General features: G+C 63.3%; 18 protein-coding genes. 11 read left to right on the forward strand and 7 right to left on the reverse strand.

Annotation, left to right across the window (positions count from 1 at the left end):
- The first annotated feature begins 316 nt into the window (after positions 1-316).
- From V6M89_RS05175 to V6M89_RS05185, 3 genes are all read left to right on the forward strand, one after another.
- A complete protein-coding gene (locus V6M89_RS05175; protein ID WP_332852191.1) occupies positions 317-907 on the forward strand; it encodes a PEP-CTERM sorting domain-containing protein in 591 nt (196 codons plus the stop codon).
- Between the two features lie 191 nt (positions 908-1,098).
- Positions 1,099-3,009, forward strand: coding sequence for a SurA N-terminal domain-containing protein (locus V6M89_RS05180; protein ID WP_332852192.1), 1,911 nt, complete (start codon positions 1,099-1,101; stop codon positions 3,007-3,009).
- A gap of 234 nt (positions 3,010-3,243) precedes the next feature.
- A complete protein-coding gene (locus V6M89_RS05185; RefSeq protein WP_332852193.1) occupies positions 3,244-3,750 on the forward strand; it encodes an FxDxF family PEP-CTERM protein in 507 nt (168 codons plus the stop codon).
- A 77-nt stretch (positions 3,751-3,827) separates the two neighbouring features.
- Here V6M89_RS05185 and mnmH read toward each other — a convergent pair whose 3' ends face one another.
- Positions 3,828-4,892 (reverse strand): tRNA 2-selenouridine(34) synthase MnmH, encoded by a 1,065-nt coding sequence (gene mnmH / locus V6M89_RS05190; RefSeq protein ID WP_332852194.1) that lies wholly within the window; start codon positions 4,890-4,892, stop codon positions 3,828-3,830.
- Positions 4,889-5,524, reverse strand: coding sequence for an arylesterase (locus V6M89_RS05195; RefSeq protein WP_332852195.1), 636 nt, complete (start codon positions 5,522-5,524; stop codon positions 4,889-4,891). Before V6M89_RS05195 ends, mnmH begins: the two co-directional genes overlap by 4 nt.
- A 31-nt stretch (positions 5,525-5,555) precedes the next feature.
- Here V6M89_RS05195 and V6M89_RS05200 point away from each other — a divergent pair, with 31 nt between their 5' ends.
- Complete coding sequence (locus V6M89_RS05200; RefSeq protein ID WP_332852402.1) at positions 5,556-6,275, forward strand: ABC transporter ATP-binding protein; 720 nt, start codon at positions 5,556-5,558, stop codon at positions 6,273-6,275.
- A gap of 35 nt (positions 6,276-6,310) precedes the next feature.
- Here V6M89_RS05200 and V6M89_RS05205 read toward each other — a convergent pair whose 3' ends face one another.
- Positions 6,311-7,816, reverse strand: coding sequence for an NAD(P)H-hydrate dehydratase (locus tag V6M89_RS05205; RefSeq protein WP_332852196.1), 1,506 nt, complete (start codon positions 7,814-7,816; stop codon positions 6,311-6,313).
- 97 nt (positions 7,817-7,913) lie between these two features.
- On the opposite strand from V6M89_RS05205, the gene V6M89_RS05210 reads away from it, so the two are divergent.
- The 5 genes from V6M89_RS05210 (at position 7,914) to V6M89_RS05230 (ending at position 13,128) form a co-directional block, all read left to right on the forward strand.
- Positions 7,914-11,546, forward strand: a complete 3,633-nt coding sequence (locus V6M89_RS05210; protein ID WP_332852197.1) for a hydantoinase B/oxoprolinase family protein — start codon at positions 7,914-7,916, stop codon at positions 11,544-11,546.
- Complete coding sequence (locus V6M89_RS05215) at positions 11,543-12,076, forward strand: GNAT family N-acetyltransferase (RefSeq protein WP_332852198.1); 534 nt, start codon at positions 11,543-11,545, stop codon at positions 12,074-12,076. The genes V6M89_RS05210 and V6M89_RS05215 overlap by 4 nt, the downstream gene beginning before the upstream one ends.
- A 50-nt stretch (positions 12,077-12,126) precedes the next feature.
- Complete coding sequence (locus V6M89_RS05220; RefSeq protein ID WP_332852199.1) at positions 12,127-12,339, forward strand: helix-turn-helix domain-containing protein; 213 nt, start codon at positions 12,127-12,129, stop codon at positions 12,337-12,339.
- Between the two features lie 21 nt (positions 12,340-12,360).
- Positions 12,361-12,867: a Clp protease N-terminal domain-containing protein gene (locus V6M89_RS05225; protein ID WP_332852200.1), complete on the forward strand. Its 507-nt coding sequence runs from the start codon at positions 12,361-12,363 to the stop codon at positions 12,865-12,867.
- A gap of 123 nt (positions 12,868-12,990) precedes the next feature.
- Positions 12,991-13,128, forward strand: a complete 138-nt coding sequence (locus tag V6M89_RS05230; RefSeq protein ID WP_332852201.1) for a hypothetical protein — start codon at positions 12,991-12,993, stop codon at positions 13,126-13,128.
- Here V6M89_RS05230 and V6M89_RS05235 read toward each other — a convergent pair whose 3' ends face one another.
- Complete coding sequence (locus V6M89_RS05235) at positions 13,129-14,769, reverse strand: response regulator (protein WP_332852202.1); 1,641 nt, start codon at positions 14,767-14,769, stop codon at positions 13,129-13,131. It lies immediately after the preceding gene.
- Between the two features lie 268 nt (positions 14,770-15,037).
- Between V6M89_RS05235 and purL the strand changes: the two genes are divergently transcribed.
- Positions 15,038-19,087 (forward strand): phosphoribosylformylglycinamidine synthase, encoded by a 4,050-nt coding sequence (gene purL, locus V6M89_RS05240; RefSeq protein ID WP_332852203.1) that lies wholly within the window; start codon positions 15,038-15,040, stop codon positions 19,085-19,087.
- 34 nt (positions 19,088-19,121) lie between these two features.
- Here the strand turns inward: purL and V6M89_RS05245 are convergent, their stop codons facing one another.
- On the reverse strand, positions 19,122-19,757 hold the full coding sequence (locus V6M89_RS05245; protein WP_332852204.1) for a hypothetical protein: 636 nt from the start codon (positions 19,755-19,757) through the stop codon (positions 19,122-19,124).
- A gap of 92 nt (positions 19,758-19,849) precedes the next feature.
- On the opposite strand from V6M89_RS05245, the gene V6M89_RS05250 reads away from it, so the two are divergent.
- Positions 19,850-20,872: an AraC family transcriptional regulator gene (locus V6M89_RS05250; protein WP_332852205.1), complete on the forward strand. Its 1,023-nt coding sequence runs from the start codon at positions 19,850-19,852 to the stop codon at positions 20,870-20,872.
- On the opposite strand, the gene V6M89_RS05255 is transcribed toward V6M89_RS05250, so the two are convergent.
- Positions 20,825-21,493: a DNA alkylation repair protein gene (locus V6M89_RS05255; RefSeq protein WP_332852206.1), complete on the reverse strand. Its 669-nt coding sequence runs from the start codon at positions 21,491-21,493 to the stop codon at positions 20,825-20,827. The genes V6M89_RS05250 and V6M89_RS05255 overlap by 48 nt on opposite strands.
- A 137-nt stretch (positions 21,494-21,630) precedes the next feature.
- Positions 21,631-22,407, reverse strand: coding sequence for a peptidylprolyl isomerase (locus V6M89_RS05260; protein ID WP_332852207.1), 777 nt, complete (start codon positions 22,405-22,407; stop codon positions 21,631-21,633).
- Positions 22,408-22,464: the final 57 nt, after the last annotated feature.

Below are 22,464 nucleotides of genomic sequence, written 5' to 3' on the forward strand. Positions count from 1 at the left end.
GAGCGGTAGTTCAGTTGGTTAGAATACCGGCCTGTCACGCCGGGGGTCGCGGGTTCGAGTCCCGTCCGCTCCGCCAAGAACAAGATACCCCGCAGCTATTATTAGCTGCGGGGTTTTTCTTTTTCCGGTCCGTATTAATTCAATTCCCTTCCTTTGAATATCCGCCTCCCTGTAATCAATATCCGCTTTAGAAACAAATATTTACCAGTGGTATCGTGCGCGAGTGCCTAGCTCATCAATAGTATGCTGCATCCTTGTAGTACTGAAACTATATTGATTTTGTTATTTGATGGACAATTTACCAAGGGGATACACTATGGCTTTTAAGAAATTGGTTATTGCCGCAGCATTGCTGTGCGCATCGGCGGCCCAGGCGGCGCCGGTTTTTGCCGATAATTTCAACACCGATACACTGGCGCTGAACGCCACCGTCTTCAATGGCGGCTGGGCTGTCGCCGGCGGCACCGTGGACGTCATCGGCGCGCCAGGCTTCTTCGATCTGGTGCCAGGCAACGGCCGTTATGTCGATCTGGACGGCTCGACCGGCCGCGCCGGCCTGCTGTTCAACTCGGTCGCACTGACGGCCGGCGTTACCTACAAGCTGTCGTTCGACCTGGCGGGTAACAACCGCGGCGCCGGCAACGACACCGTTGAAGTTGGCTTCGGTAGCGGCAGCCAGGTCTTCACCCGTTCGGCCGCCGACGGTTTCCAGACCTTCAGCCTGACCTACACCGCCAGCAGCAACGGCCTGGTGGGCTTCAGCTTCTCCGACCAGGGTCGCGACAACCAGGGCGCCTTGCTGGACAACGTGTCGATCACCGCCGTGCCTGAACCAGAAACCTACGGCATGCTGCTGGGTGGCCTGGCCCTGATGGGCGTGGTTGCGCGCCGTCGCCGCCAGGGCTGATTGCCGGCCTTGTAACACCAAGCCCGCCTCGGCGGGCTTTTTGTTGTCCGGTGTGGCGGCGTGACTGTTTTGCCAATGATTTACTCTTGCTATAGAGGGGGGCGCGCTGTAAAATCCGCCAACCGGAATTGGCGAACGCGAGTTCGCCTTTTTTGTATGTGCAAGTTCCACTCAATCCGAATTGGCAGACCATGTTTGAATTTATTCGTACCCATCAACGTTTGATGCAGATACTCCTGGCGATTATCATCGTCCCGTCGTTTGCATTCGTCGGCATCGGCAGTTACAAGAGCTTTGGCGACGACGTCAATACGATCGCCAAAATCGACGGCAAACCCCTGAGCCAGCAAGAGTTCGACAATGCCGTGCGCACCCAGCTGGACAGCTACCGCCAGCGTCTGGGCGCGCAGTTCGACCAGAAGATGTTCGACACCCCGGAATTCAAGCAAAACATCCTCGACCAGCTGATCGCCGAGCGCGCCGTGGCTGCCGAAGTGGTGCGTTCGCACCTGAGCGTCAGCGACGCCCAGCTGCAAAAAGTCATCAAGGAACAGTTCGGTGGCGAGGGCGCGTTCGACATGGAGCGCTACAAAACCATCCTGGCCGCGCAAGGCATGACGCCTACCATGTATGACCAGCGCATCCGTCACGACATGACCCTGCAACAACTGGGCAACGCCATCCAGGCCACCGGCTTCGCGCCGCGCGCCGTGGCCAAGACCTTGTCCGACATCGGCGCGCAGGAACGCGAAGTGCAGGAACTGCTGCTGCCGGTGGCCGACTTCGTGCCGCAAGTGAAGATCACCGACGACATGGTCAAGGCTTTCTACGACAAGAACGCCAAGTTCTTCGAAGTGCCCGAGCAGGCCAAGATCGAATACGTGGTCTTCAACAGCAGCGCCGTCATGAGCCAGATCGCCGTGACCGACGCCGAAGTGGCCGCGTATTACGCCGCCAACCAGGCCGGCTTCACGACCGCCGAAAGCCGCCGCGCCGCGCACATCCTGATCGCGCTGAAGAAGGGCGCCAACGCCGCTGAAACCGCCGCCGCCAAGGCCAAGGCCGACGCCATCGTGGCCGAGCTGCGCAAGACCCCGGGCGACTTCGCCAAGGTCGCCAAGGCCAAGTCGGAAGATCCGGCATCGGGCGAGCTGGGCGGCGATCTGGACATCGTCACCAAGGGTTCGCTGCCGGCGCCGGTCGAAGCCGCCGTGCTCAAGCTGAAGCAGGGCGAGATCAGCGATCCGGTGCAGTCGGAATTCGGTTTCCACGTGCTGACCGTGACCGCGCTGAAGCCAGCCGTGGTCAAGCCGCTGGACGAAGTGAAGAACGATGTCGCCGAAGCGCTGAAAAAGCAGAAGGCCTCGAAGAAGTATTCGGAAATGGCGGAAGCCTTCACCAATACCGTCTACGAGCAATCGGACAGCCTGAAGCCGGTCGCCGACAAGCTGGGCCTGAAGATCGAAACGGCTGTCAACGTCTCGCGTACGCCGTCGCCGATGGCCGGTACTGCGCCGTACAACAACGCCAAGTTCCTGGCCGCGCTGTTCTCCAACGAATCGATCAGCAGCAAGCGCAACACCGAAGCCGTCGAGACCGCGCCTAGCACCCTGGTGGCCGGCCGTATCGTCGAATTCAAGCCTGCCAGCAAGCGTCCGTTGGCCGAAGTCGACGCCGCCATCCGTCAGCGCGTGTCGATGGAAGAAGCCGCCAAGCTGGCCGCCAAGACCGGCGCCGAGAAACTGGCCGCCTTCAAGAAATCCGGCGACGCCACCGGCTTCGGTGCAGCCAAGCTGGTGTCCCGTTCCAAGCCGGAAGGCGTGAACGGCCTGGCGGTGCAGGAAGTGATGAAGGCCGATACCGCCAAGCTGCCAGCCTACGTCGGCGTGGATGTGCCTGGCATGGGCTACGGCATCTACCGCATCGGCAAGGTGCAGCAGCCTGCGGTGCAGGACGAAGAGCGTCGCAAGTCGGAAGCCGAGCAGATCAGCAACATCGTTGCCCAGCAAGAGATGCATGACTACATCGAACTGCTGAAGCAAAAGGCCAAGGTCAAGATCCTGAAGCCGATCGAAAAAACCACAGTAGCAGAAGTGAAGTAATGTAGTTCTCCGGGAAGCGCCATGCGCTTCCCGGCTCGGTAAAATCCTCTCCTCCATGGTGCGCCCGCACCGCAGCTGCCATTCTCCCCGCCGTCATTGAAAACTTGTCTTTTGCTAGTTAGTTGTTCTTTTTGAATAATTAATTGACATCTAAATTTGGCAGGTGTAACTTTGATCTGCACACCGAGCTCATCAGGTGTGCATGCGGTTTCCACTTTCTTTACCGGGGAAAAAATGAAACTAACATCACTCTTAGTCGGGGCTGCGCTGGCGGCCACCTCGATCACAAGCTATGCCGCCGGCGATAGTCAGGCCATCAATGTCCCGCTGAGCGGCAATCCAACGATAGGCTATAGCACCAACTTCGGCGCGACGCACTTGGTGGCGGGGACCTTTACCGATGTCTTTACGTTTAGCCCGTCGGTCGGCGCAAGCTTGGTCGATGTCTATATCCAGACCATGAATCTGTTCGGCACGCACGATATCGACTTCATCTCTGCCGACTTGAACGGTAATGTCTTGTCCTTCTCGCCTGTCGGCGCGAGCGAAAATGGCTGGCTCAACCCTTCCTTGGTCAGCGGGCCGCTGGTGCTGACGGTCTCCGGCATTTCGAAAAGCATCACCGCCAGCTACTCCGGAACGCTGAACGCCAACCCTGTGCCTGAACCGGAAACCTACATCATGATGTTGGGTGGCCTGGGCATCCTGTCTTACCTGGGACGCCGCCGTAGGAAAAGCTGAGGTAGTTTTACCGCGCGCTCAAAACGCGGTCTGAACGGAGCCCCGAATCGCATGGCGATCATCGGGGCTTTGTTGTTTCAGGAGCGTGCCGTGGCGATCAGGTCCAGCGCGGCCTTACGGAAGGCGGCGGCGTCGATATCTTCCAGTTCCAGCGGCAGCGCCTGAGCGAACTTGACGAAGTTGCGGTCGATCGAACGCAGGTAGGCCGGATCGTAGTGGTCGGCCAGCAGCTCTTCCACCAGCGCCGGCATGGCGCCGGCGACCGCCATGGCTTGCCAGCGCTTGATCGTCTCGCGGCCGTGCAGCGTCACCAGGTGTTCCAGCTGTTCGTTGAGCGAGGCCGGGCTGTCGGTGAAGTGCGCGTAGTCCTCCATCAGCAGGCGCACGCGATGCTCGCGCGACAACGTCAGCGCGATGCAATCCGAGGCGCGCATGGTGTCCATCAGCGCGGCCGGCACGCGCAGGTTGCCGACCTTCTTGCTTTCCGATTCGACGAACACCGGCAGCGCCGGATCGAAGCCGCGCAGCGCGTTCCAGATGGCGGTCTCGAAAGCCTTCTGGCTGGGTTGCGGCTGGCTGGGCAGGTTGCCCAGCACCGAGCCGCGATGCACGGCCAGCTGCTCCAGGTCCAGCACCTGTGCGCCGTTCGCATGCAGCACTTCCAGCAGGCGGCTCTTGCCGCTGCCGGTGGTGCCGCAGATGACCTTGAAATTCAACGCCGGCGCCTGTTCCAGCGCGGCGTTGACGTGGGCGCGGAAGGCCTTGTAGCCGCCGTCCAGCTGCGCCACCGGCCAGCCGATCTTGGCCAGGATGTGCGCCATCGAGCCGCTGCGGTTGCCGCCGCGCCAGCAGTAGATCAGCGGCCGCCATTCGCGCGGTTGGTCCAGCCACAGCGCCTCGATGTGGGCGGCGATATTCTTGGCCACCAGCGCGGCGCCGACCTTCTTGGCTTCAAACGAATTGACCTGCTTGTACATGGTGCCGACGCGGATGCGCTGCTCGTCGTCCAGCACCGGCGCGTTGATGGCGCCGGGCAGGTGGTCGAGCGCGAACTCGCCTGGGCTGCGGACGTCGATGATGGCGTCGAATTGGTCCAGTTGCTGGAGCGCTTCGTCGAAGCCGATAATTTCTGGATACTTCATTTGGCCTTGATGCTTTTCTGTAGGACCGGCCAGATATTGGCCAGGATGGTGGGGTGGGCCGTGGCCAATGGATGCAGGCGGTCCGGCTGGAACAGTTGCGGCTTGTCGGCGACCCCGTCCAGCATGAACGGCACCAACGGCGCCTTGATCTCCTTGCTCAGGGTGCCGTACATGGCGTAGAACTTGTCGGCGTAGTCGCGTCCATAATTGGGCGGCATGCGCATGCCGATCAACATGACCTTGGCGTCGGCCTTGGCGGCGGCATTGGCCATCACGCGCAGATTGGCTTCGGCGGCGGCCACCGGCAGGCCGCGCAAGCCGTCGTTGGCGCCCAGCTCGATCACCACCAGCGCCGGCTTGTACTTTTGCAGCAGCGCCGGCAGGCGCGAGCGGCCGCCGCTGGTGGTCTCGCCGCTGACGCTGGCATTGACCACGGTGGCCTGGATGTTCTGGTCCTTCAGTTTCTGTTCCGCCAGCGCGACCCAGCCGGCGCCGCGCGCCAGGCCGTATTCGGCCGATAAACTGTCGCCGAGCACCAGCACGGTTTTTGGTGCAGAATAGGCGCTCGCCGCCGCCGATGCCAGCAGCACGGCGGCTAAACCATTTTTTAAACCATTTAACACATTCAGCATGCCTGATTTCCCTAAAGCGTCTTCCAATTTCATGCCGGATGGACCGGGCTTGGCGGCCAGCGTCGCGGCCGCACCGGCGTCCGGCGCCGGGCCCGCCATCGCCGTCAGCGGCCTGGCCAAGCGAGTGGCCGACGCCAGCGGCGAACTGACGATCTTGCACGAGGTGGATTTTACCGTGCAAAAAGCCGAGACGCTCGCCATTGTAGGCGCTTCCGGCTCAGGCAAGTCGACTTTGCTCGGCCTGCTGGCTGGGTTGGACACGCCCAGCGCCGGCAAGGTGATGCTCGACGGCGTCGATATCTACGCGCTGGACGAGGATGGCCGCGCCGCGCTGCGCAAGGAAAAGCTGGGTTTCGTGTTCCAGTCCTTCCAGCTGCTGCCGCACCTGACGGCGCTGGAAAACGTCATGCTGCCGCTGGAACTGCGCGGCGCCAACCATGCGCGCGAGAGCGCGGAAATGATGCTGGAGCGGGTAGGGCTGTCCAGCCGCCTGAAGCACTATCCCAAGTATCTGTCCGGTGGCGAGCAGCAGCGGGTGGCATTGGCGCGCGCATTCGTGACCGAGCCGCCGCTGCTGTTCGCCGACGAGCCGACCGGCAGCCTGGATGCCGCCACCGGCGAAGCCGTCATCAAGCTGATGTTCGAATTGAATCGCCAGCACGGTTCGACGCTGGTGCTGGTCACGCACGACCAGGCGATGGCGGCGCGCTGCAGCCGCACCATCACCATCGCGGCGGGCCGCCTGGTCTGAACCGCTAGCCGATATGCCGCCAAGGCGTGTCGCGCTCAGCGGCCGTGGTGCTGGACCATGCGGTTCAGCGCCACGCGGATCGCCGGCACCAGTTCGCTGGCGGTCAGGCCGATCGGGCCGGCGCCTTCGGTGACCAGCACATCGGCCGCCATGCCGTGCAGCCAGACCCCGGCCAGCGCGGCTTCCCACAAAGGCCAGCCTTGCGCCAGCAGGCTGCCGCACAGGCCGGACAGCACGTCGCCGGTGCCGGCGCTGGCCAAGGCCGGATTGCCGGTGGTGTTGATGACGGCGTCGCCGTTCGGCGCCGCGATCACCGTGCCGGAACCCTTCAGCACCACATTGGCGTTCAGCTTGGCCGCGAGCTTGCGGGCCGCGCCCACGCGGTCGGCCTGCACCTCGGCGATGGTGGTGCCCAGCAGGCGCGCCGCCTCCAGCGGATGCGGGGTCAGCACGCAGCCGCCGGGCCGTTGCGCCAGCGCCGCTTGCAGCGCGGGTTCGGCGGCCAGCAGGTTGAGGGCGTCGGCATCGGCCAGCAGCGCGCTGTCGCTGGCGATGGCGCGCGCCAGCAGGGCGGAGGCCAGGCGCGAGGCGCCCAGTCCGGGGCCGATCACCAGCGTCGATGAGCGCATGTCGAAATCGTCGGCGAGCCGGCACATCAGTTCCGGCTGGCCGCTGTCGCAGGGTAGCGGATCTTCCACGAACAGCGCGTAGACGCGGCCGGTGCCGCTGTTCAACGCAGTGCGCGCCGCCAGCAGCGGGGCGCCGCTCATGCCGCGCGCGCCGCCGATCACCGCCACGCTGCCGTAGCTGCCCTTGTGCGAGTTGTGGACCCGCGTGCGCAAATGGCGCGAGAAGAATTTGACGTCGTTCAGGTGCAGCCGCGCCGGTGCGAAGTGGCCGATGTCGATGTCCAGCCGCGACACATCCACCAGGCCCGAGTAGTCGCGGCCGTCGCAGGTGTGCAGGCCCGGCTTGTTGCCGATGAAGGAGATGGTGTGGGTGGCGTGGATGGCCACGCCGTCCGGGCCGACGATGGCGCCGGTGTCGGCATTGAGGCCGCTGGGCAGGTCCAGCGCCAGCACCGAGCATTTGAGGCCGTTGACCGCTTCCGCCAGCTCGCGCAGTGCGCCGGCCAGCGGCCGCTGCAGGCCGAGGCCGAACAAGCCATCGACCACCAGTGTCCAGTCGGTGCCGGCCACCGCCGCCAGGTCAAGCTCGGCAAAGCGAGCGTCGCTGGTCTGGGCGCGCTGCAGTGCCACCGCGCGTTCGGTCGATGATCCCGATTGCGGCGGGAAGTGCAGGATGGTCACCTGCGCGCCGGCGTAGGCCAGGTGGGCCGCCGTCTCCAGCCCGTCGCCGCCGTTGTTGCCGGGGCCGGCCAGCACCAGCACCCTGGCCTTGGCGGTGGAGAACGGCAGCAGGTCCAGCGCGGCGTTGGCGCCGGCCTGGCCGGCCCGCTGCATCAGCACACCTTCCGGCAGGGCAGCGGCGGCTGCTTCTTCGATGGCGCGTATCTCCGCGCAGGAGTAGAGTGGGTTCATGGTGCAATTTTAGCATCTAATTTATGTTGTAAGGCCGCTGTCCCGCGCGCGGCCGAGCCACTACAATATACGCTTCAGTCATCGTAACGAGGCATGCATGGATTGGCAATTCTGGATAGACCGGGGTGGTACGTTTACCGACATCGTGGCGCGTCCGCCCGATGGCCGCTTACGTACGCTCAAGCTGCTGTCCGAGAATCCCGAGCAGTACCCCGATGCGGCCATCGCCGGCATCCGTCAACTGATGGGCGTGGCCAAGGGCAAGCCGATTCCGGTGGCGCAGATCGGCGCCGTCAAGATGGGCACCACGGTCGCCACCAACGCGCTGCTGGAACGCAAAGGCGAGCCGACCGCGCTGGCGATCACGCGCGGCTTCCGCGACGCGCTGCGCATCGCCTACCAGAACCGTCCGCGCCTGTTCGACCGCCACATCCTGCTGCCCGAACTGCTGTACAGCCATGTCATCGAAATCGATGAGCGCATGGGCGCGCATGGCGACAGCATTGTCGACCTCGACATGGAAACCGCGCGCGCCGGCCTGGCCTCCGCCTATGACATGGGCCTGCGCTCGCTGGCCATCGTCTTCATGCACGGCTACCGCTATCACGCGCACGAGGTCAAGGTGGCCGAGATGGCGCGCATGATGGGTTACACGCAGGTGTCGGTGTCGCACGAAGTCAGTCCGATGATGAAGCTGGTGGCGCGCGGCGACACCACCGTGGTCGATGCCTATCTGTCGCCCATCCTGCGCCGCTATGTCGACCAGGTGGCGAAAGAAATGCCGGGTGTGAACCTGCAGTTCATGCAGTCCAGCGGCGGCCTGACCGACGCGCGCGCCTTCCATGGCAAGGACAGCATCCTGAGCGGCCCGGCCGGCGGCATCGTCGGCATGGTCCGCGCCAGCAAACTGGCCGGCTTCGACAAGGTGATCGGCTTCGACATGGGCGGCACCTCGACCGACGTGTCGCATTTCTCCGGCGAGTTCGAACGCGTGTTCGAAACCCAGGTGGCTGGTGTGCGCATGCGCGCGCCGATGATGAGCATACACACGGTGGCGGCGGGCGGGGGCTCCATCCTGCACTTCGACGGCAGCCGCTATCGCGTCGGCCCGGACAGCGCCGGCGCCAATCCGGGACCGGCCAGCTACCGGCGCGGCGGCCCGTTGGCGGTCACCGACTGCAACGTCATGCTGGGCAAGATCCAGCCCAATCACTTCCCGCAGCTGTTCGGCGCGGAAGGCCGGCAGGCGCTCGACGCCCAGGCCGTGCGCGCGAAATTCACCGAACTGGCGACGCAGATCAAGGCCGCCACCGGCAAGGAGACCTCGCCCGAGCAAGTGGCCGAGGGTTACATCGAAATCGCCGTCGGCAATATGGCCAACGCGATCAAGCAGATCTCGGTGCAGCGCGGGCACGACGTCACCGAATACACGCTGACCAGCTTTGGCGGCGCCGGCGGGCAGCATGCCTGCCTGGTGGCCGATGCGCTGGGCATGACGACGGTGTTCGTGCATTCGCTGGCCGGCGTGATGTCGGCCTACGGCATGGGGCTGGCCGACCAGACCGCGATGCGCGAGGCCGCGGTGGAGAAGCGCCTGAACGTGGAGGGGCTGGAAGAACTCGAGGCGCGCCTGCACGCGCTGGGCCGCCAGGCGCGCGCCGACCTGCAGCACCAGGGCGTGGAGGATGAGCGCATCGTGCTGATACGCCGTGTGCACCTGCGCTACGAAGGCACAGATTCGGCGCTGATCGTGCTGTTCGATACCGCCGACAGCATGAAGGAGCAGTTCGAAGCGGCCTACCGCAAGCGCTATTCCTTCCTGATGCCGTCCAAGGCCCTGATCGTGGAGGCGGTGTCGGTGGAGGCGATCGGCAAGTCCGACGCGCCGTCCGAATCGGTGGAGCCGGCGCCGCGCCGTGTGTCCGGCCTGATGCCGCATGCTGTGGTGCCGATGTACGCCGCCGGCAAATGGCGCCAGACCAGCCTGTATCAGCGCGGCGCCACGCGTATCGGCGATATCGTCAAAGGTCCGGCCATCATCGCCGAGGCGAATGCCACCACCATCGTCGAACCGGGCTGGCAGGCGGAGGTGACGCTGCACGACCACCTGGTGCTCAGGCGCGTGGTGGCGCTGCCCGAGCGCCGCGCCATCGGCACCAACGCCGATCCGGTTATGCTGGAGATCTTCAACAACCTGTTCATGTCGATCGCCGAGCAAATGGGGCTGCGCCTGCAAAACACCGCCTACTCGGTCAACATCAAGGAACGGCTGGACTTCAGCTGCGCCATCTTTGACGCCGACGGCAACCTGATCGCCAACGCGCCGCACATGCCGGTCCACCTGGGCTCGATGGGCGAGAGCATCAAGACCGTGATGCGCGAGAACGCGGGCCAGATGCGCGCCGGCGACGTCTTCATGCTCAACGATCCGTATAACGGCGGCACCCATCTGCCGGATGTGACGGTGATCTCGCCGGTGTTCGACGAGGCGGGCGCGGACATCCTGTTCTACGTCGGCTCGCGCGGCCACCATGCGGACATCGGCGGCACCACGCCGGGCTCGATGCCGCCGGATTCGCGCGTGATCGAGGAAGAGGGCGTGTTGATCAATAACTTCAAGCTGGTCGATGGCGCCGCGACCGGCGCCGCCGGCGGCCAGCTGCGCGAGGCCGAGACGCGGGCCATGCTGGCCGGCGCGCGCTACCCGGCGCGCAATCCGGACCAGAACATGGCGGACCTGCGGGCGCAGGTGGCGGCCAACCAGAAGGGCGTGGACGAGCTGCGCAAGATGGTGGCGCACTTCGGCCTGGAGGTGGTGCAGGCCTACATGGGCCACGTGCAGGACAACGCCGAGGAAGCGGTGCGGCGCGTGATCAGCGCGCTGAAGGACGGCAGCTACACGCTGCAACTGGATAACGGCGCGCAGATACAGGTGGCGGTGCGGGTCGACCAGGCCGGCCGCAGCGCGGAGATCGACTTCACCGGCACCTCGCCGCAGCTGGAGAACAATTTCAATGCGCCGTCGGCGGTGTGCATGGCGGCGGTGCTGTATGTGTTCCGCACGCTGGTGGACGACGAGATTCCTCTGAACGCCGGCTGTCTGAAACCGCTGAAGGTGCTGATACCGCCTGGCTCCATGCTCAATCCGCACTATCCGGCATCGGTGGTGTCGGGCAACGTGGAGACCTCGACCTGCATCACCAACGCGCTGTACGGCGCGCTGGGCGTGATGGCGGCGGCGCAGGGCACGATGAACAACTTCACGTTCGGTAATGCGCAGTACCAGTACTACGAAACCATCAGCGGCGGCTCCGGCGCGGGGCCCGGCTTCGACGGCACCAGCGTCGTGCAGACCAATATGACCAACTCGCGCCTGACCGATCCGGAGATACTGGAGTTCCGCTTCCCGGTACGGCTGGAAAGCTACGCGATCCGCGAAGACAGCGGCGGGGCGGGGCAGTGGCATGGCGGGAACGGCGGCACGCGCAAGGTGCGCTTCCTCGAAGCGATGACGGCGGCCATCCTGTCCAACAACCGCATCCACGCGCCGTTCGGCATGGCCGGCGGCGCGCCGGGTGCACTTGGCCGCAATACCGTGGTGCGGGCGGACGGCAGCATTGAGGAGCTGCCGCACATCGGCAAGACCGACATGCAGCCTGGCGACCTGTTCGTCATCGAGACGCCGGGCGGCGGCGGCTATGGTCCGGTTGGCGGCGAGGGCGGCCGATGACGCCGCTGCCGGCTGGTAGCTTCCTGCTGCGCCCCTTCATCGCCGCCGACGCGCCGGGCTTCGCTGCGGGCGTGCGCGAGTCGATGGATAGCGTCGGCATGTGGATGTCCTGGGCGCACGCCGAGTACTCCGAGGAGCAAGCCTTGTCCTGGTTCGATTGGTGCGACGCCAGCCGCGCCGACGGCAGCGCGCACGAATTCGGCATCTTCCTGGCTGACGGCGTCACGCTGGTCGGCGGCGGCGGCCTGAACCAGCTGAACGCGGTGAACGGCTTCTGCAACCTGGGCTACTGGGTGCGCGCCTCGGCGCAAAGGCAGGGCGCGGCGGCGGCCGCGGTGGCGGCATTGTCGCGCTACGCCTTCGAGCAGCTGAATCAATCTCGGGTGGAAATCGTCATCGCGGCGGGCAATGAGCCCAGCGCCGCAGTGGCCCGCAAGGCCGGCGCCACGCACGAATGCCTGGCGCGCAACCGGCTCAAGCTGCGCGGCCTGTCCGTGGACGCCCACGTCTTTTCCATGATCCCAGCTTAGATCTGTCAATTTAAGTTGACAACCTCAAATGCGTCAATTAAAGTTGACGCATGACCGATCTCCATCACCTCAAGATACCCACCGAACCCGGCGACGCACTGGCGGCCGTGCTGGCGCTGCGCGAGCTGGCCGACAGGGTTGAGCAAAAAGCGGTGCGCAAGGCGCTGGAGGACGGCTGGACCTGGGCCCAGATCGCGGAGGCGCTGGGCGTCTCCAAACAAGCCGCCCACAAAAAGCACGCGGCGAATCTGGCGCGCGGCTGAAGACCCCGAGGAGGAAAGACGATGTTCACAAAGCTGAAACAGCGCTGGCAAGACATGCGCACCATAGCCGATCTGTCGAAGGACGCCGAGCGCCGCGCGTTGCAGGCGGGCCAGCAGCACCCAGGTGCTGAGCATTACGCACTGGCCGCGCTGGACCTGGTGGAAGGCTCCGCGCGGCGCGTGTTCCAGCGCGTCGGCGCCGATCCGGAGGCCTACCGCGCCGCGCTGGCGAACCGCCATGCCGAAGCGCTGTCGGCGCTGGGACTGCAGGCCGATGCAGGCTTGCCCGCGCCCGAAACCGTGGCTGCGGGGCGGCTGTTCGACGCCCAGCCTTCCGGCCAGTCATTGATGCAAACCCTGCCCGAGGTCCGGCGCCGGTTGCCGGCGCCACTGTGCGGCGCCCACATCCTGCTGGTGGTGGCTGGTATGCGCCACAGCGCCGCCGGGCGTGCGTTCGGCGCCATCAACGTCGAAGCGCAGGCGCTGAGCCGCGCCGCCGAGGATGAGCTGCGCGCGATGATGGCCTGACGACGCGGCAGCCGATACCGTCGGCATCGGCAAACGGTACCACCAATTCCCGGCTTGTCCGGCACAGGGAGGCGGCGTACAGTTTTGGTTCGATGAACAGATGGATGGGAGGACTCGGTGCGTATGCTACTCAAGCTCCTGCGCGGACGCAGCTCGGCGAACCGCGCGATCTGGTCGGCCTTCCTGCTGTGCGCCATGTATTTCGTGACGTGGTACCTGATCTCGCACCTGTCCAACTTCCCCGGCTCGCTGATTTTCTAGTTACGCCACCGTCGCGATACCGTACTTGCGCTGGGTGTGCGAATACTGCGCCTGCAGCGCCTCCAGCGAAGGATGGGCCGGATCGATCTTGCGCATGCGCTCCAGCAGGAAGGAGCATTGTTCGGCCAGCGGCACTTCCCACCCCAGATCGTCCAGTTGCTTGAGTATCGCCGACGTCGCCGCCGGCAGCAGCGACATATTGGCCGGCGCCTTGCGCAAGGCCGCGTTGAGCGTATCGACCGCCGCCCGCAGGTCGCCCTGGCTGCGCTGTTCGGACGCGTGGGCGATCAACTCCTCCACGTGATGCTTGATCTGCTCGCCCATGCCTTCGGCCAGGTCGTGGCGGCCGGCTTTTTCAAACACCTGCACCGCATCGTCCATCGAGACGCCGCTTTCGGTGTCGTTCATCAGGTTCAGCATCAGCTCGGACGCCTGCTGGTCCAGCTTGACGTTCAGGCAGCTGTGCACCAGGCCGATTTTCAGGCCGGTCGACAGGCCGCGGCTGGCGCCGATGGCGGTAACGGCATTGGTCAACTCGGTCGCCGCGCCGGTGATATTACCCGCCATTTCCTGCAACAGGCCGGCGGCGATCGCGCGGCAGGCGTCGACGTTGGCGCTGCTGCGCAATGAGCGCTCCATGTCGCGTATCACGCCGCTGGCCTGGTTGGCGTCGCCTTTCTTGACCAGGGTCTTGACCAGTTTGACGTGGTCTTCCGGGTCGCGGAATTCGGAGTACTTGGCCTTGGCCACCACTTGCTTGAACGCCTTCTCGGCGGCGCCGACGTCGCCCGTCTCGAAGGCCACTTCGCCCAGGTGCCGCAAGCGGTGCACCATGTTGGGCGAGATCGCCACCGCGTCCTCCAGTATCTTCTTGGCCGACTCCTGCTGGCCCATCGCCTCGTGCGTGCGCGCCAGCAGATCGTAGGCCGCCATGAACTTGGGATTCTGGACCAGCAGCTCCTGCAAGGTCTCCTGCGCCTCGATGTACTTCTGCTGCCCGAACTGGCAGCGCGCCATGCCCAGGTGCGCCCAGGCGACAGGGCGGTTCATCAGGATGACCTGGTATACCACCTCGGCGTCGGCCAGTTCGTCCAGCGATACCAGCAGCTCGGCGCGCAGCCGCGCGAAGTCGATCGCGTAGCGGGGATTCTTCTCTTCCGCGATGCCGCACTCGCCGATGGCCTTGCGGATGCTGCCCACTTCAACCAGCTGGTGGACCGGCAGGAACACGTCGCGCCGTTCGACCGCCTTGCGCATGCGTTGCAGCAGCGCGTCCACGGTGAAGGGCTTGAGCACGTAGTCGGTCGGCGTCAGCTCGGCCGCGCCGATCACTTTGCTGTAGACGCCCTCGGACGTGAGCATGATGAAGATCGTCGATGCCGAGATCAGCTTGTGGAGGCGCAGGTCTTCCAGCAACTGCTGGCCGTCCTGGCCATTGTTTTCGCCGCTGCCGTTGCCGAGGTCGTACTCGCACAGGATGATGTCGAACGGTTTCTTGCCCAACTGGCGGATGGCCGTGCCGGAACTGACCGCGTAATCGATCTTGGTGATGCCGGACTGGTTAAGCATGTTGTGCAGGCTGCCGCGCATCCCCGGATTGGGGTCGACGATCAGCACCGACAATTCACTATATTCCGCCATGTTACGCATCCTAGCTAAAGTTAAATCTAGCATACTCCATGGCAAGTCAAAATGTTATGAAAACCGGGCCGCTGACCCCGGCAAGAGGCATATTCACCCCCGAAATGCCCAAAAATGTTGCTTCAGTGGCACTTTTTGGCCTGAATTGGCGCTGTATAGACAGCGTGGTAAGAGGTATAATGCGCGCAAAGGAAATTCTGCATTACAAGTATCTCGTGCTCCATCTACCTTTAATCCGCAGCCACGCTGCATCAACCATCCTCCAACCATGTTGATTCTGCCGGGCTCCAACGCCCTGTCCGCATTCCGTAGCCAACGCCTGTTAACTCAACTGCAAGCCGCGCTGCCTGCCGTCGCCGCCGTCCAGGCGCGCTATGTCCACTTCATCGATGCCGCCGAACCGCTGTCGGCCGACGACACCAGCCGCCTCGGCGCGCTGCTGACCTACGGTGAGCCGGCCCATGCCGACAACACCGATGGCGCCGTCGAAGAGTTCTTCGTCATTCCGCGCTTCGGCACGATCTCGCCGTGGGCCTCCAAGGCCACCGACATCGTCCACAACTGCGGCATGGCGCACATCAAGCGCGTCGAGCGCGGCATCGCCTTCCGCATCAATCTGAAGACCGGCATCCTGGGCAGCAGCATCGGCGCCGCCAAGAAGCTGTCGGACGAAGAAGTGCAGGCCGTGGCAGCATTGCTGCACGACCGCATGACGGAATCGGTGCTGCGCCATCCGGACGAAGCGGCCGGTTTGTTCCGCACGCTGGAAGCGAAGCCGCTGGAATCGGTGGACGTGATCGGCATGGGCAAGGCGGCGCTGGAAAAGGCCAACACGGACCTGGGCCTGGCGATGTCGGACGACGAGATCGAATACCTGGACGCCGCCTTCACCAAGGCCGGCCGCAATCCGACCGACGTCGAGCTGATGATGTTCGCGCAGGCGAACTCGGAGCACTGCCGCCACAAGATCTTCAACGCCGACTGGACCATCGACGGCGAAGCGCAGACCAAGTCGCTGTTCGGCATGATCAAGAACACGCACCAGCTGCAGCCTAAGGGCACCATCGTCGCCTACAGCGACAACTCGTCGATCATGGAAGGCGCGGAAGTGATGCGCTTCTTCCCGCAGGGCGACGCCCACCAGTACGCGCCGATGACCGAGTTGACGCACACGCTGATGAAAGTGGAAACCCACAATCACCCGACCGCGATCTCCCCATTCCCAGGCGCCTCCACCGGCGCCGGCGGCGAGATCCGCGATGAAGGCGCGACTGGCCGTGGCGCCAAGCCGAAGGCTGGCCTGACCGGCTTCACCGTGTCGAACCTGATGCTGCCAGGCGCTGTACAAGCCTGGGAAAACGACGCCGACGTCACCGCGCCTGCGGCAGACTACCGCAACACCGGTAAAGCCTACGGCAAGCCAGACCGCATCGCTTCGGCCTTGCAGATCATGATCGAAGGCCCGCTGGGCGGCGCCGCGTTCAGCAATGAATTCGGCCGTCCGGTACTGGGTGGTTACTTCCGTACCTACGAACAGAATATCGGCAAGCAGTTCGCCGGCGCGCACGACACCGTGTTCGGCTACCACAAGCCGATCATGATCGCCGGCGGCATCGGTAACATCTCCGGCCAGCACACGCACAAGAACGACATCCCGGTCGGCAGCCTGCTGGTGCAGCTGGGTGGTCCCGGCATGCGCATCGGCATGGGCGGCTCGGCCGCTTCGTCGATGGCCACCGGCACCAACACCGCGGACCTGGACTTCGACTCGGTCCAGCGCGGCAATCCAGAGATGGAACGCCGTGCGCAGGAAGTGATCAACGGCTGCTGGCAGCTGGGCGCCAACAATCCGATCATCTCGATCCACGACGTCGGCGCCGGCGGTCTGTCGAACGCCTTCCCGGAGATCACCAACGACGCCAAGCGCGGCGCGATCTTCGACCTGCGCAAGATCCCGCTGGAAGAAAGCGGCATGGCGCCGAAAGAAATCTGGTCCAATGAATCGCAAGAACGCTATGTGCTGGCGATCGCGCCGGACAGCCTGCCGATGTTCAAGGCGCTGTGCGAGCGTGAGCGCTGCCTGTTCGCCGTAGTCGGCACCGCGACCGAAGAACGTCAACTGAAGCTGATCGATCCAGAGCTGGGCAACGAGCCGGTCGACATGCCGATGGATGTCCTGCTGGGCAAACCGCCGAAGATGCAGCGCGACGTGCATCACGTGCAGAACGAATTCCCGGCCATCGACCTGACCGGCATCGACCTGGAAGAAGCCGCCAAGCGCGTGCTGCTGCTGCCTACCGTGGGCGACAAGTCCTTCCTGATCACCATCGGCGACCGTAGCGTGGGCGGTATGTCCGTGCGCGACCAGATGGTCGGTCCTTGGCAGGTGCCGGTGGCCGATTGCGCCGTCACCGCGATGAGCTTCGAAGGCTACCTGGGCGAAGCGATGGCGATGGGCGAGCGTACGCCGCTGGCCGTCATCAACGCCGCGGCATCGGGCCGCATGGCGGTTGCCGAGGCGATCACCAACATCGCCGCAGCGCCGATCAAGGATATCTCCGACATCAAACTGTCCGCCAACTGGATGGCCGCCTGCGGCCAGCCTGGCCAGGACGCAGCGCTGTTCGACACCGTCAAGGCAGTCGGCATGGAACTGTGCCCGGCGCTGGGTATCAGCATCCCGGTCGGCAAGGATTCGCTGTCGATGCGCACCACGTGGAAAGACGAGGGCGACGCCAAGGCTGTCACCTCGCCAGTGTCGCTGATCGTCTCGGCCTTCGCGCCGGTGCACGACGTGCGCAAATCGCTGACGCCACAGATCAAGACCGATGCCGGCGACACCGCCATCATCCTGATCGATCTGGGTCGCGGCAAGAACCGCATGGGCGCGTCGGCGCTGTCGCTGGTCATGGGCCAGCTGGGCAACGAGACGCCGGACGTGGATAGCGCGGAAGACCTGAAGGGCTTCTTCACCGCGATCCAGCAACTGAACAACGACGGCAAGCTGCTGGCTTACCACGACCGTTCCGACGGCGGCCTGTATGGCACGCTGACCGAGATGGCCTTCGCCGGCCGTGCGGGCCTGTCGATCAACCTCGACATCCTGACGCTGGAACAAGGCCATGGCGCCGACCAGGGCGATGCCAAGAACTGGGCCGGCCAGATCGCCGAACGCCGCAACGAGCAAACCCTGCGCGCGCTGTTCTCCGAAGAGCTGGGCGCTGTGATCCAGGTTCGCGCCGAAGAGAAGTCGCTGGTGATGGACGTGCTGCGCACCTTCAACCTGGGCGCGTGCAGCCATATCATCGGCAAGCCGAACGACCGTGGCGTGATCGAGTTCACCCGCGACGCCAAGATCATCTACAACAAGCAGCGCTCGGAACTGCACCGCCTGTGGAGCGAGACCAGCTGGCGCATCGCCCGCCTGCGCGACAATCCTGCCTGCGCCGATGCCGAATACGACCGCATCCTGGACGAAACCGATCCTGGCATTACGCCGAAGATCAGCTTCGACCTGACCGAGAATGTGGCTGCGCCGTTCCTGGCGACCGGCGTGCGTCCGCGCGTTGCGATCCTGCGCGAACAGGGCGTCAACTCGCACATCGAGACCGCGTACGTGATGCACCAGGCAGGCTTCAACGCCGTCGACGTGCACATGAGCGACCTGATTGCCGGCCGCGTCAAGCTGGATGACTTCCAGGGCATCATCGCCGTCGGCGGCTTCTCGTACGGCGACGTGCTGGGCGCCGGCGAAGGCTGGGCCAAGACCATCCTGTTCAACGCCGCGCTGGCCGAGCAGTTCGCCCGCTTCTTCGCGCGCACCGACAGCTTCGGCCTCGGCGTGTGCAACGGTTGCCAGATGATGAGCAACCTGAAGTCCATTATCCCGGGCGCGCATGCTTGGCCTAAGTTCACCACCAATAAATCGGAGAAATTCGAAGCGCGCTTCGCGATGGTGGAAGTGCTGGACTCGCCGTCGATCTTCTTCAACGGCATGGCCGGCACGCAGACCGCCATCGCCATCGCCCACGGCGAAGGCTATGCGGACTTCACGCAGACCGGCAACATCAACGAAGCCGTGGCAGCGATGCGCTTCGTCGACAACCGCGGCGCGGCCACCGAAGCCTATCCGTACAACCCGAACGGCTCGCCGCAGGGCCTGACCTCGGTGACCACGGCCGACGGCCGCTTCACCGTGATGATGCCGCACGCCGAACGAGTGTTCCGCTCGGTACAGCAGTCGTGGCATCCTGAATCGTGGGGCGAGGATTCGCCTTGGATGCGGATGTTCCGCAACGCGCGCAAGTTCGTTGGTTAAGTAAGCAGAAAGGCCGGAGCGATCCGGCCTTTTTTCATATCCAGCCCAACAGTCCGCCGAAAGCGGCCAACGCCACCGTCACGCCGCCAGCCAGCGTCGCCACCACGCCGGCCTGGCGTTTCAGCGACGTCATGTCGTGGATCCAGTAGGCGACGACGAAGAACGGCAGGTAGCCGATCAGCCAGATCAGCCACGGCGCACCCAGGTTCCATGCCGGCCATTCCCACACCAGCGCGCCGACGTGATTCAGCCAGACCTCCCCGCACACGCACAGCACTGAATTGACGACCGCCAACAGCCAGCGGTTGTTGACGCCCATGATCTTCAGCTTGCGGTCGGCGGGCAGCGTACGCACCGCGTACAGGCCCATGATGGCGAACATGAAGCTGATTTCGATGTTCAGGCCGATCAGCAGCACATAGGCCGAGCCGTTCGGCGTGCTCCAGGCCGGTGCGAAGCCGGAGAAGTGGAATAGCAGGCCGTTCCAGATCTCGTTGACCCAATCCATCAGCCAGAACGCCAGGCCCGCCAGCACCGCGTTCCAGCGCCTGGCGGCCGCTTGTTCGCCGTAGGCGTGGATCACCAGCAAAAGCAGGGGAATGACGTACCACTGAAAATGCGACGAGTTGCGTACCAGTTCCTGCGCCTGGGCGGCGGATGCTGCGATCATGAGTTCCTCCCGTGGTTGAAATGGAACGATAGTAGGCGCGGCGGGCATTGCAGGCTTGACAATGCAGGTCATAATTTTTGACAATTCAGGCCATGAGCAAAACACCCCGCGCCATTCCAGGCACTTACGTTCGCATGCTGTTCGACTACCTCGAAGGGCAAAGCCAGGCCGCTGAGGCGGTCTTGGCGGAGCCAGCGCCGGTGGCGGATGGTGGCGAGCCGTCCTATTCCGTGCAGCACTGGCGGATGCTGCTGGAGTGCGCCGCGCGGCAACTGGATGAGCCGGCGATCGGCCTGCGGGTCGGCGCAACCATCACTCCCGCTCATCTGGGGCCATTAGGCTACGTTCTGCTGGCATCCAGCGGCGTTCCGGCGGCATTGGAGCGTTACGTGCGCTATCAACGGCTGGTGCACGACGTCAGCCCGGTCAGTTGGCGGCTAGATGGCGATTTGCTGGTGCTGGAGTGGAGCGCGGAGTCGCGCAACGTGGGGCTGCTGGTCAATCAGTGCGGCATGGCGGCGCTGGTGCAGTTTGCCCGCGACATCACCGGTACCGGCGTGTCGCCGTTGGCGGTTCACTTCGTTGAGCCTCAGCCGGCCGACGTTGCGCCGTACTCCGCGCTGTTCCGCTGCCCGCTGGTATTTGGCGCCGAGACCACCAGAATCGACTATGCGGCCGGTTTGCTGGCACTACCGCTGCGGCAGCCTGATCAGGGTTTGGTGGCGATGCTGGAGCGGCAGGTTCAAATCCGTCTTGCTGAATTGCCGCAAAGAGATGACCTTGCCCACCAGGTCCGCAGCTGTATCGCCGCCTGGCTGATTAAGGGCGAACCGTTGCTGGACAATATCGCCGCTGAAATGCATATGTCAGGCCGCACGCTGCGCCGGAAGCTGGAGCAGGGCGGGCGGACATTCAGGGCTTTATTGGACGATACCCGCCTTCAAATGGCGCAGGAATACTTGCGGGATAAACGCCTGGCATTGCCCGAAGTCGCATTGTTATTAGGCTATTCCGAGCAGAGCGCCTTTAATCGCGCCTTTATGCGCTGGGCCGGCGATACGCCACGCCTATTCCGCCAGAAGATGCTTATTGGCCTCGCGATAACTCAACGCTGAAAGCTGCTGTTTTTCTTTTAGCGTGAATGCCCGAATTGCTTCAGGATCGTGCCGTGCATAATCCCGCAAAGCCCAGCCTATCGCTTTTTGTATGAAGAATTCTTTTTCATGGGCAAGGGCGAGGGCATAATTGAAAAGCCGATCTGTATCAACTTTGCCGCGCCACCCCAGCTGGTGCAATAAGGCGATTCGGCGCACCCACATATTCTCGTGTTTTACGGCCCGGTCCATGCCATCGTGGCGGAAGCGCAAAACATCGCCTATGACCGAAGCCAACGCGTCAACCGTATCCCACCATGATTTATGCTGCACCAATTCGAGCAGTTTGGGAATATGTACGAGTTCCAATTCCTTGCTGTGCATGTCCAGCAAGTCGATTGCCACGTACTGATATTCCCTTTGCGGTAACGCCCATAATTCAAAGGCGTAATGGAGGAGATTATCCGCTCCATTGCCTTTTAATTGCTTCAATAAAGGCTTTGCGGCCAGACGGCGCTGCGGCGTCCCGACTCCAAGGAAATCAAACTGGTCACGCATGTAGGCGCGCATGGCAGGGGCGCGACCGGGCGTGGTGGCAGAAGCGAGGGCGGTGTCGAGGGCAGTGCGGAATTCGGAATTCATACGGCAAGTATAGATGAAGCCCCGGAATCAAGCCAGAACTTGGCGCGTTTCAGCCAGAATCTGGCTTTAAACCCTTGTGCGGCCCCAATAAAAAAAGCGCCTCAATGAGGCGCTTTTTGAACAACCGAAAAACCAGATTACTGGATCTTGGCTTTCTTGGTCAGCTCGTCGCGGAAGGCGGCGATTTTACGCTGCTGCAGGGCTTCTGCTACCTGGCCTTTAACTTCTTCCAGCGAAGGCAGTTTGGTGGCGCGGGATTCTTCCAGTTTGATGACGTGGAAACCATATTCGGTTTTAACCGGGGTCTGGGTAATCTCGCCGTTTTTCAGGGCAATCATCGCATCGGCGAAAGGCTTGACCAGTTTGCCTGGAGTCATCCAGCCCAGATCGCCGCCGTTATTGGCGGAACCGTCTTTCGATACCTTAGCCAATTCTTCGAATTTACCGCCGGCTTTCAGCTTGGTGATAATGTCCTTGGCTTCCTGTTCGGTCGCTACCAGGATATGACGCGAGTGATATTCTTTCTCGCCCATGGCAGATTTATACTTGTCGTATTCGGCTTTGATTTCGGTGTCTTTAACCGGATTCTTTTTAACGTAGTCAGCCAGCATCGCATTGATGATGATGCTTTGACGAGCGTTCTCAATTGCAGCCTTGACTTCAGCCTTGGTGCCGAAACCTTGTTTATCCGCTTCCTGGATCATTACTTCACGGCCGATCAATTCTTTCTTGACCATTTCGCGCAGCTGCGGGCTATCAGGCTGTTGGCCTTGCGAGACCACTTGCTTGACCATTTGATCTACTTTGGCGGCTGGAATAGCCTTGCCATTCACGGTCGCGACGTTTTGCGCGTATGCCGGCGCTGCAACGGCAGCGATCAGTGCTAACAACAGGTGGGCTGGCTTCAACATCATTATTAAATCCTATAAAGAAACAAGAAATCGCACTCGGCGGTGCATTGTACCAACGCA

The sequence above is a fragment of the Duganella sp. S19_KUP01_CR8 genome (assembly GCF_036688705.1).
Classification (GTDB): domain Bacteria; phylum Pseudomonadota; class Gammaproteobacteria; order Burkholderiales; family Burkholderiaceae_D; genus Rugamonas.

What these genes read in the sequence shown, in the direction of transcription:
- V6M89_RS05175 (WP_332852191.1), top strand. Translation starts at nt 317, where the DNA reads ATGGCTTTTAAGAAATTGGTTATTGCCGCAGCATTGCTGTGCGCATCG.
- V6M89_RS05180 (WP_332852192.1), top strand. Translation starts at nt 1,099, where the DNA reads ATGTTTGAATTTATTCGTACCCATCAACGTTTGATGCAGATACTCCTG.
- V6M89_RS05185 (WP_332852193.1), top strand. Translation starts at nt 3,244, where the DNA reads ATGAAACTAACATCACTCTTAGTCGGGGCTGCGCTGGCGGCCACCTCG.
- mnmH (WP_332852194.1), bottom strand. Translation starts at nt 4,892, where the DNA reads ATGAAGTATCCAGAAATTATCGGCTTCGACGAAGCGCTCCAGCAACTG.
- V6M89_RS05195 (WP_332852195.1), bottom strand. Translation starts at nt 5,524, where the DNA reads ATGCTGAATGTGTTAAATGGTTTAAAAAATGGTTTAGCCGCCGTGCTG.
- V6M89_RS05200 (WP_332852402.1), top strand. Translation starts at nt 5,556, where the DNA reads ATGCCGGATGGACCGGGCTTGGCGGCCAGCGTCGCGGCCGCACCGGCG.
- V6M89_RS05205 (WP_332852196.1), bottom strand. Translation starts at nt 7,816, where the DNA reads ATGAACCCACTCTACTCCTGCGCGGAGATACGCGCCATCGAAGAAGCA.
- V6M89_RS05210 (WP_332852197.1), top strand. Translation starts at nt 7,914, where the DNA reads ATGGATTGGCAATTCTGGATAGACCGGGGTGGTACGTTTACCGACATC.
- V6M89_RS05215 (WP_332852198.1), top strand. Translation starts at nt 11,543, where the DNA reads ATGACGCCGCTGCCGGCTGGTAGCTTCCTGCTGCGCCCCTTCATCGCC.
- V6M89_RS05220 (WP_332852199.1), top strand. Translation starts at nt 12,127, where the DNA reads ATGACCGATCTCCATCACCTCAAGATACCCACCGAACCCGGCGACGCA.
- V6M89_RS05225 (WP_332852200.1), top strand. Translation starts at nt 12,361, where the DNA reads ATGTTCACAAAGCTGAAACAGCGCTGGCAAGACATGCGCACCATAGCC.
- V6M89_RS05230 (WP_332852201.1), top strand. Translation starts at nt 12,991, where the DNA reads ATGCTACTCAAGCTCCTGCGCGGACGCAGCTCGGCGAACCGCGCGATC.
- V6M89_RS05235 (WP_332852202.1), bottom strand. Translation starts at nt 14,769, where the DNA reads ATGGCGGAATATAGTGAATTGTCGGTGCTGATCGTCGACCCCAATCCG.
- purL (WP_332852203.1), top strand. Translation starts at nt 15,038, where the DNA reads ATGTTGATTCTGCCGGGCTCCAACGCCCTGTCCGCATTCCGTAGCCAA.
- V6M89_RS05245 (WP_332852204.1), bottom strand. Translation starts at nt 19,757, where the DNA reads ATGATCGCAGCATCCGCCGCCCAGGCGCAGGAACTGGTACGCAACTCG.
- V6M89_RS05250 (WP_332852205.1), top strand. Translation starts at nt 19,850, where the DNA reads ATGAGCAAAACACCCCGCGCCATTCCAGGCACTTACGTTCGCATGCTG.
- V6M89_RS05255 (WP_332852206.1), bottom strand. Translation starts at nt 21,493, where the DNA reads ATGAATTCCGAATTCCGCACTGCCCTCGACACCGCCCTCGCTTCTGCC.
- V6M89_RS05260 (WP_332852207.1), bottom strand. Translation starts at nt 22,407, where the DNA reads ATGATGTTGAAGCCAGCCCACCTGTTGTTAGCACTGATCGCTGCCGTT.